7 protein-coding genes and 1 pseudogene are annotated in these 7,359 nt (G+C 65.6%); 4 read left to right on the top strand and 4 right to left on the bottom strand.

The window, feature by feature from the left end; translation table 11 throughout:
• Positions 1-299: nuclear transport factor 2 family protein (locus tag KDB67_RS10920; protein WP_291015680.1), on the bottom strand; the 299-nt coding region annotated here is incomplete at its 3' end.
• On the bottom strand, positions 296-1,594 hold the full coding sequence (locus tag KDB67_RS10915) for a cytochrome P450 (RefSeq protein ID WP_291015678.1): 1,299 nt from the start codon (positions 1,592-1,594) through the stop codon (positions 296-298). The genes KDB67_RS10920 and KDB67_RS10915, both read right to left, overlap by 4 nt.
• 133 nt (positions 1,595-1,727) lie before the next feature.
• Between KDB67_RS10915 and KDB67_RS10910 the strand changes: the two genes are divergently transcribed.
• On the top strand, positions 1,728-2,891 hold the full coding sequence (locus KDB67_RS10910; RefSeq protein ID WP_291015677.1) for a steroid 3-ketoacyl-CoA thiolase: 1,164 nt from the start codon (positions 1,728-1,730) through the stop codon (positions 2,889-2,891).
• A gap of 15 nt (positions 2,892-2,906) precedes the next feature.
• Positions 2,907-3,380: a nitroreductase family deazaflavin-dependent oxidoreductase gene (locus KDB67_RS10905; RefSeq protein WP_291015676.1), complete on the top strand. Its 474-nt coding sequence runs from the start codon at positions 2,907-2,909 to the stop codon at positions 3,378-3,380.
• Between the two features lie 183 nt (positions 3,381-3,563).
• Here KDB67_RS10905 and KDB67_RS10900 read toward each other — a convergent pair whose 3' ends face one another.
• Positions 3,564-4,169 carry a TetR/AcrR family transcriptional regulator gene (locus KDB67_RS10900; RefSeq protein ID WP_291015674.1) on the bottom strand — a complete coding sequence of 202 codons (606 nt, stop codon included), beginning with the start codon at positions 4,167-4,169 and terminating at the stop codon, positions 3,564-3,566.
• A 237-nt stretch (positions 4,170-4,406) separates the two neighbouring features.
• Here KDB67_RS10900 and KDB67_RS10895 point away from each other — a divergent pair, with 237 nt between their 5' ends.
• Positions 4,407-5,663: a cytochrome P450 gene (locus KDB67_RS10895; protein WP_291015673.1), complete on the top strand. Its 1,257-nt coding sequence runs from the start codon at positions 4,407-4,409 to the stop codon at positions 5,661-5,663.
• Positions 5,664-5,739: 76 nt separating this feature from the next.
• The gene (locus KDB67_RS10890; RefSeq protein ID WP_291015671.1) at positions 5,740-6,966 is read left to right on the top strand and encodes a DUF5685 family protein; all 1,227 of its coding nucleotides are present in this window, start codon (positions 5,740-5,742) and stop codon (positions 6,964-6,966) included.
• Between the two features lie 3 nt (positions 6,967-6,969).
• Here the strand turns inward: KDB67_RS10890 and KDB67_RS10885 are convergent.
• A pseudogene (locus KDB67_RS10885) lies at positions 6,970-7,359 on the bottom strand (acyl-CoA synthetase); the annotation flags it as partial.

Raw genomic sequence — 7,359 nt, 5'->3', positions numbered from 1 at the left:
GCCACCTCGTTGCCACAGATGATCTCCTCGTCGAACCGGAAGTCGATGCTTTCGGTGGTGGCGATCGATTTGTCCCAGAATCCGGCGATCGCCTCGTGACCGTGAAAGCCGGTGCCGTCGGGGTCGAACATGGACGGGCCCACCGGATCCTCCACTGAACCGTCGGCGGCGAAATTGGCGACCCAGCCATCCTTGTCGCGGGCGGCGACCAGTTCCCGCGAACGCCGCCCGGCAACGACCGCGGGATGATTCTCGCGGTCGATACCGATATAGGCGGGCGAATCGGTGGAGGCGGTCACGCCTGTGTTCCGTAGTCCACGCGCATCTCCTTGACGCCGTTGATCCAGCCGTGGCGCAGGCGTTTGGGCTGTTCGAGGCGGCTGATGTCGGGAACGAGGTCGGCGATCGCGTTAAACATCAGGTTGATCTCCATCCGGGCCAGATTGGAGCCGACGCAGAAGTGAGATCCGTTGCCGCCGAAGCCGACATGCGGGTTGGGGTCGCGCAGGATGTTGAACGAGAACGGATCGTCGAACACGTCTTCGTCGAAGTTGGCCGAGGCGTAGAACATTCCGACACGCTCACCCTGCTTGATGTCGACGCCGCCGACCTGGAGATCACGCTTGGCAGTGCGCTGGAAGGCGTTGACCGGAGTACCCCAGCGGACGATCTCGTCAGCGGTGGTGTCCGGGCGCTCGCGCTTGTACAACTCCCACTGATCGGGGTTGTTGAAGAAGGCGTTCATGCCGTGCGAGATGGCATTACGGGTGGTCTCGTTGCCGGCCACGGTCAGCAGGATGAAGAAGAACCCGAACTCGGCCTCGTCGAGGTGCTGGCCCTCAAGGTCGGCGTTGACCAGGATGCTGACGATGTCGTCGGTCGGGGTCTTGCGCCGGGTTTCGGCCATGTTGTAGCCGTAGCCGAGGATCTCGGCCGAGGCCATCTGCGGGTCGACATCGGCGAATTCCGGATCGTCGGTGTTGAGCATGCCGTTGGACCAGTGGAACAGCTTGCGCCGGTCTTCCTCGGGCACGCCGAGCAGGTCGGCGATGGCCAGCAGCGGCAGGTCGACGGCGATGTCGTCGACGAAGTCGCCGGTGCCCTTGGCCGCGGCCTCGGACACGATACGGCGGGCCGCGGCATCGAGCTTGGCTTCCAGCGACTTGACCGCACGCGGGGTGAAGGCCTTGGAGACCAGGCGGCGCAGACGGGTGTGCTCCGGCGGATCGTGGTTGATCAGCAGGGCCTTGGTGACCTCGATCTGATCGGGTTCGATGGCGTCGTCGAAACGCATGATGACGCCGTTGGTGTTGACGGCCCAGTCGTCGTTGTTCTTGGAGATCTCCCTGATGTGCTGGTGTTTGGAGATGACCCAGTAACCGCCGTCACGGAAGCCGCCGCCTTTGCCCGGTTCCTGGGCGTTCCACCACACGGGTGCGGTCTTGCGCAGTTGGGCGAACTCGGCGACGGGCATGCCCTGTTCCAGCAGCTCCGGGCTGGTGAAGTCCCAGCCCCCCTGTTGCATGAAATCCGGCTGCGTCGCCGTGTCGTCGGCGTCGCCTGCGGGGGCGGGAACACTTTCCGCTTGGATCACCTCGCACCACCTCTCCGTGGAAATAGAACTTGTTCAGCTTTCGTTAGAGCACGACTCTCAGCGTATGATGGGCCGAAATGAGAACGTGTTCTACTTTGAACAGCGTACCGCAAGATGTGAGGGAGGCAACACCATGGGCGTGCCAGTGATCGTAGAGGCCGCGCGGACACCTATCGGGAAAAGGGGCGGATGGCTTTCCGGTCTGCATGCCGAGGAACTGCTGGGCATCACCGCGCGCGGGCTGATCGAGAAGGCCGGAATCGACGCCGCGCTCGTCGAACAGGCCATCGGCGGATGCGTCACCCAGGCCGGCGCCCAGTCGGGCAATGTCACGCGCAAGGCGTGGCTGTCGGCCGGACTGCCTGAGGCCACCGGCGCCACCACCATCGACTGTCAGTGCGGCTCGGCCCAGCAGGCCAATCATCTGATCGCCGGACTCATCGCCACCGGCACCATCGACGTCGGCCTGGCGTGCGGTGTGGAGACGATGACGCAGGTGCCGCTCGGAGCGAACCTCGGTGTCGATGCCGGTCCGTACCACGCCGACTCGTGGAATGTGGATCTGCCGAATCAGTTCGAGGCAGCCGAGCGGATCGCGAAGCGGCGCGGAATCACCCGGGCCGACATCGACGAGTTGGGCGTGCGCAGCCAGGCCAATGCCAAGCGCGCCTGGGACGAGGGCCGCTACGACCGTGAGGTGCTCGCGATCAAGGCGCCCGAACGACTCAAGGACGGCACCTTCACCGGTGCGACCCTCGACGTGACCCGCGACCAGGGTCTGCGCGAGACCACCCCCGAGTCGCTGGCCGCGCTCAAGCCGGTCATCGACGGTGGAATCCATACCGCCGGCACGTCGTCACAGATCTCCGACGGTGCCGCCGCGGTGTTGCTCATGGACGAGGCGAAGGCGCTGGAGCTGGGTCTGCGGCCGCGGGCACGGATCGTGACGCAGGCGCTCGTCGGAGCCGAACCGCACTACCACCTCGACGGTCCCGTGCAGGCCACTTCGCGGGTGCTCGAGCGCAGCGGTATGTCATTGTCGGACATCGATCTCGTCGAGATCAACGAGGCCTTCGCTTCGGTGGTGCTGAGCTGGGCGCGCGTACATGGCGCGGATATCGACAAGGTGAACGTCAACGGCGGTGCCATCGCCCTCGGCCATCCCGTGGGTAGTACCGGCTCGCGTTTAATCACCACCGCGCTGCACGAACTCGAACGCACCGACAAGCAGACCGCACTGATCACCATGTGCGCCGGCGGTGCGATGGCGACGGCCACCATCATCGAACGGATCTGAATGTCGCCTAAAGGGATGTCACCGAAAGAGCGCCCGGATCAACTCGATTCACCGTTCGTCGCGAACATCATCAAATGGGGTTCACGCCTCAACACCCGTGTGTACCGACTCACCGGTGGGCGGTTGGGCAATACCTGGCGCGTGGGTGCGGCGTTGCGCAAACCGATCCCGGTGTGCCTGCTGACCACCGTCGGGCGGCGCAGCGGGCAACCGCGCACCGTTCCGCTGCTGTATCTGCGTGAGGGTGGTCGGTTCGTGTTGGTCGCCTCGCAGGGCGGGTTGCCGAAGAACCCGGCGTGGTATCTGAACCTGCGCGAGGACCCGGAGGTGGTCGTGGAGGTCGGGCGTGAGCGCTTCGAGCTGGTGGCGCGTACCGCGTCGGAGGAGGAGCGCGCGGAGTTGTGGCCGCGGCTGGTGGAGATGTACGCCGACTTCGATACCTACGACGCGTGGACCGAGCGGACGATTCCGGTGGTCATCTGCGAGTAGGACTGTCGGTGGTGGTCGCGTTGAGGGGTGGCTGCGTCATGCGTGAACGTCGCCGGACCCTTCGTGACCCTCGCGACTTCGTCGCTTCGGCCTCAGGGATCAAGAATGATGGTCGCGGGACCGCCGCGATGGCCTCGGCGGTCAGAAAGCGTGGTCGCGGGACCGCCGCGATGGCCTCGGCGGTCAAGAATCGGCTGGCAGGGCGCGGATGGCGTTGCCGAGCCAGCGGTCGAGGAAGATGCGCAGGTCCGAGGTGGACCGTGAGTCGCCGTCGAGGATGAGCGACTGCAGCGTGCGCAGCGACATCTCGGCGACGTCGTCGACGTCGGTCTCGGTGTAGCCGTTGGCCGTCCACGCGATGTCCAGGCGGCCCAGCATCGACCGGATGAAGGTGCGGCCCAATTCGCCGGTGATACCGCCGAGCACACCCAGGCTCAGGTGATCGCTGCGCAGCATCAGGCCGACGTAGCGGTCGCGGGACAGTTCGTCGATGACGACGGCCACGCCCTCGACGAGGACGGCGTCGGGAGCGGTGAGGCCGCCGAGCCTGCCGGCGACGCGGTCGAGCAGTTCTTCGACCGCGCTCACCGCGGTGGCCTGTAGTAGTTCCTCGGTGCCCGAGAAGTACCGGTACACGGTCTGTCTGGTCACGCCGAGAGCACGGGCGACGTCCGACAGCTTGACCGATCCGTCGTGCTCGTCGATCTGTTCGCGGGTCACCGCGAGGATCCGGGCCTTCGCCTCGTCGTCATCGCGTGGCGGGTTGCCGCCCCAGCCATGGGTCCGCACCTCGTGCCTAGCCCTGGACCTGCGCGGATGTCATGAGTGTCGAGGGTACTCAGGGTTCCGGCGGTCACACAAAACAAGGGACGAAGGTCGGCGACCATACGTTAATGATTTTGGTGTATGGTGTGGTGACAGAAGCCACACCGAGTACCGGCACAATGTCGTGCCCGTCACATCCTGACCCATAGTCTCGGCGTCGGACTTCGGCGCCACCGACGAGTGGGGAACAGGAGAACAGCAATGAGCGTCACCACAGCCGCGGGCACGTGTCCGTACAGCGGGATCGACTTCACCGACCCGGACCTGATCGAACGCGGAATGCCCGTCCGGGAATTCGCCGAACTGCGCCGCACCGCGCCCGTGCACTGGAACGCCCAGCCCGCGTACAAGGCGATCTTCGGCGACGACGGTTTCTGGGCGATCACCCGGCACCGTGACATTCGGGAGATCTCCAAGGACTCCGGACTGTGGTCCACCAACGACAAGGGCGCCATCATCCGGCTGCCCGAGTACATGACGCCCGACCAGCTCGAATTCACCAAGGCGCTGCTGATCAACCATGATCCGCCCGAGCACACCCGGCTGCGCAAGATCGTCTCGCGGCTGTTCACCCCGAAATCGGTGGCTGCGCTCCATGGCAAGCTGACGGATTCGGCGCGGGCGATCGTCGAGAACGCGGCCGCCAAGGAGACGGGCAATTTCGTCGACGATGTCGCGATCCATCTGCCACTGCAGGCGATCATGGATCTCATCGGCATCCCCGAACCCGACCGCGCCCGGATCCATGAACTCGTCGACGCCATCATCAACAGCGACGATCCGGACCAGACGATCGACCCGACCGTCGCCAACGCCGAATTGCTCGGCTACGCCTACAACATGGCCGAAGACCGGCGGAAGAATCCACGCGAGGACATCGTCACCACGCTGGTGCGCGCCGGCGACGACAACGACGCGATGAGCGAGATCGAATTCGGCTTCTTCGTGATCCTGCTGATCACCGCCGGCAACGAAACCACCCGCAACGCCACCAGCCACGGCATGAACGCCTTCTTCGACAACCCCGCACAGTGGGAGCTGTACAAGCGCGATCGCCCCGCCACCGCCGTCGACGAGATCCTGCGCTGGGCCACCCCGGTGCACGCCTTCCAGCGGACCGCCACCCGCGACACGCAAATCGGCGGCGTCGACATCGCCAAGGGCGATCGGGCCGGATTGTTCTACAGCTCGGCCAATTTCGACGAGGACGTGTTCGACGACCCGTTCAGTTTCAATGTCCTGCGCGATCCGAATCCACATTTGGCGTTCGGTGGCAACGGGGCGCATTTCTGCATCGGCGCCAACCTGGCGCGCCTGGAACTGAACATCGTCTTCAATGCCATCGCCGATGTGCTGCCCGATATCAGCCGGATCAGCGAGATGCAGCGGGTGCGGTCGGGCTGGCTCAACGGGGTCAAGGGCCTCGGGGTCAGGTATTCGGGCTGCCCCGTCTCGTAATACGCATTTCCGGCATACGTCGGGCCAATAGCCGACACCACTGGTGCGCAGCGGCTTTCAGTGGTCCAATGTTGCGATGTTCGGACTGCTGTCGCCGTGTCGGCACACCCTCGATGACGATCTGCTCGAACAATGGCGGGCGCATATGTGCGGCCTGTGTGTGTCGTTGCGCGACCAGCACGGCCAGGCGAGCAGACTCACCACCAACACCGACGCGATCATGGTGTCGGTGCTGACCGCCGCCCAGTCATCCGCTCCGACAGCCACCACGGATGTCGGGCGCTGCCCGCTGCGCGGTATGCGGCCGGCGACGGTCATCGCGGCGGCCGACCCGGGAATCCGGTTGGCCACCACCACATCCCTGACCCTCGCCGCGGCCAAGGCCGCCGACGTGGTGGACGAGCAGCGGCTGTCGCTGGCGCCTCGGTCGCGGGTCCGGTCGGTCGCCGCGTCCGTCGCCGGAAAACGTCTGCGCGGACACGCCGGTGCCGACCGGGCGATCGCCGGAGAACTCGGCGTCGAGGACTTGTTGCACGAATTGTCGGGGCAGGCGCCGCTCGAGGCGCACACCGGCACCGATCTCGCCTCGCTCACCCACGCGTCGGGGATCGCCGCATCGCGGGTTTTCGCCGCCACTGCCGCGGTGGCCGGTGCCGACTCGAATCGGGATGCGCTGGCCGACATCGGCTATGACTTCGGTCGGCTTGCGCACCTGCTCGATGCCGTCGACGACTACGAGTCCGACGCCCGAGACGGGTCGTTCAATCCGTTACGGGCCACCGGAACCGACATCGGTACGGCCCTCGACGATTGCCGCCGGCTGGCACGCGCCATCCGGCGCCGCTACCGTAGCCTGGATCTGGCCGACGACCGGTTGCTGCGGGCGGTGCTCGTCGACGGTGTACGGCAGGCTGTGTCGTCGCGCACGCATCGGTTCGGTGGATGTGCGTCGGGTTCGTGTTCCACCACTCACGCGGCGCCCACCGCCCTCACTTCCGAGGAATGGCCGGCCCATCTGCCCACCACGAGGCCTCCCGAGCAGTCACCCGGCGGTCCGAACCAGCCGCCGTTCCCGCCCAATCGTGAGTTCTACGAACGGATCCTGCCGTTCATCGGGGTCAGCTGCACCGGCTACGCCTGCTGCGCCGACCACTGGAACCACTGCTCCGACGAGTGGCAACCGGCCTGGTGCAGCGGCTGCGACTGCTGCAGCTGCAGGAACTGCGACTGTGATGACTGCTGCGACTGCGGTGACTGTTGTGACTGCTGCGGTGACGATTGCTGCTGCGACTGCGACTGCTGACGCTCAGCCGACGCTGCGGTCGCCGGTCCAGAAGCGGGCGCGCAGGGCCTTCTTGTCGGGCTTACCGAGGGCGGTGAGCGGGAGGGCGTCGACGAAGATCACTTGTTTGGGGGACTGCACCGAACCCTTGCGGTCCTTCACCGACTGCTGGATCTCTGCGGTGATGGCATCGTGGTCGGGGTCGTTGCCGGCACGCAGCACCACCACCGCGGTGACCGCTTCGCCCCATTTGTCGTCGGGGGTGCCGACGACACCCACCTGGGCGACCGAAGGGTGTTCGGCCACAACGTCTTCGACTTCACGCGGGAAGACGTTGAAGCCGCCGGTGACGATCATGTCCTTGGTGCGGTCGACGATGTACCAGAAACCGTCGGCATCCTCGCGGGCGACATC

The organism is Gordonia sp. (in: high G+C Gram-positive bacteria) (assembly GCF_020438995.1).
GTDB lineage: Bacteria > Actinomycetota > Actinomycetes > Mycobacteriales > Mycobacteriaceae > Gordonia.
The sequence above is the reverse complement of the archived record's forward strand: the minus strand, read 5'-3'. Positions and strand labels throughout refer to the sequence as shown.

What these genes read in the sequence shown, in the direction of transcription:
- KDB67_RS10905 (WP_291015676.1), top strand. Translation starts at nt 2,907, where the DNA reads ATGTCACCGAAAGAGCGCCCGGATCAACTCGATTCACCGTTCGTCGCG.
- KDB67_RS10910 (WP_291015677.1), top strand. Translation starts at nt 1,728, where the DNA reads ATGGGCGTGCCAGTGATCGTAGAGGCCGCGCGGACACCTATCGGGAAA.
- KDB67_RS10890 (WP_291015671.1), top strand. Translation starts at nt 5,740, where the DNA reads ATGTTCGGACTGCTGTCGCCGTGTCGGCACACCCTCGATGACGATCTG.
- KDB67_RS10895 (WP_291015673.1), top strand. Translation starts at nt 4,407, where the DNA reads ATGAGCGTCACCACAGCCGCGGGCACGTGTCCGTACAGCGGGATCGAC.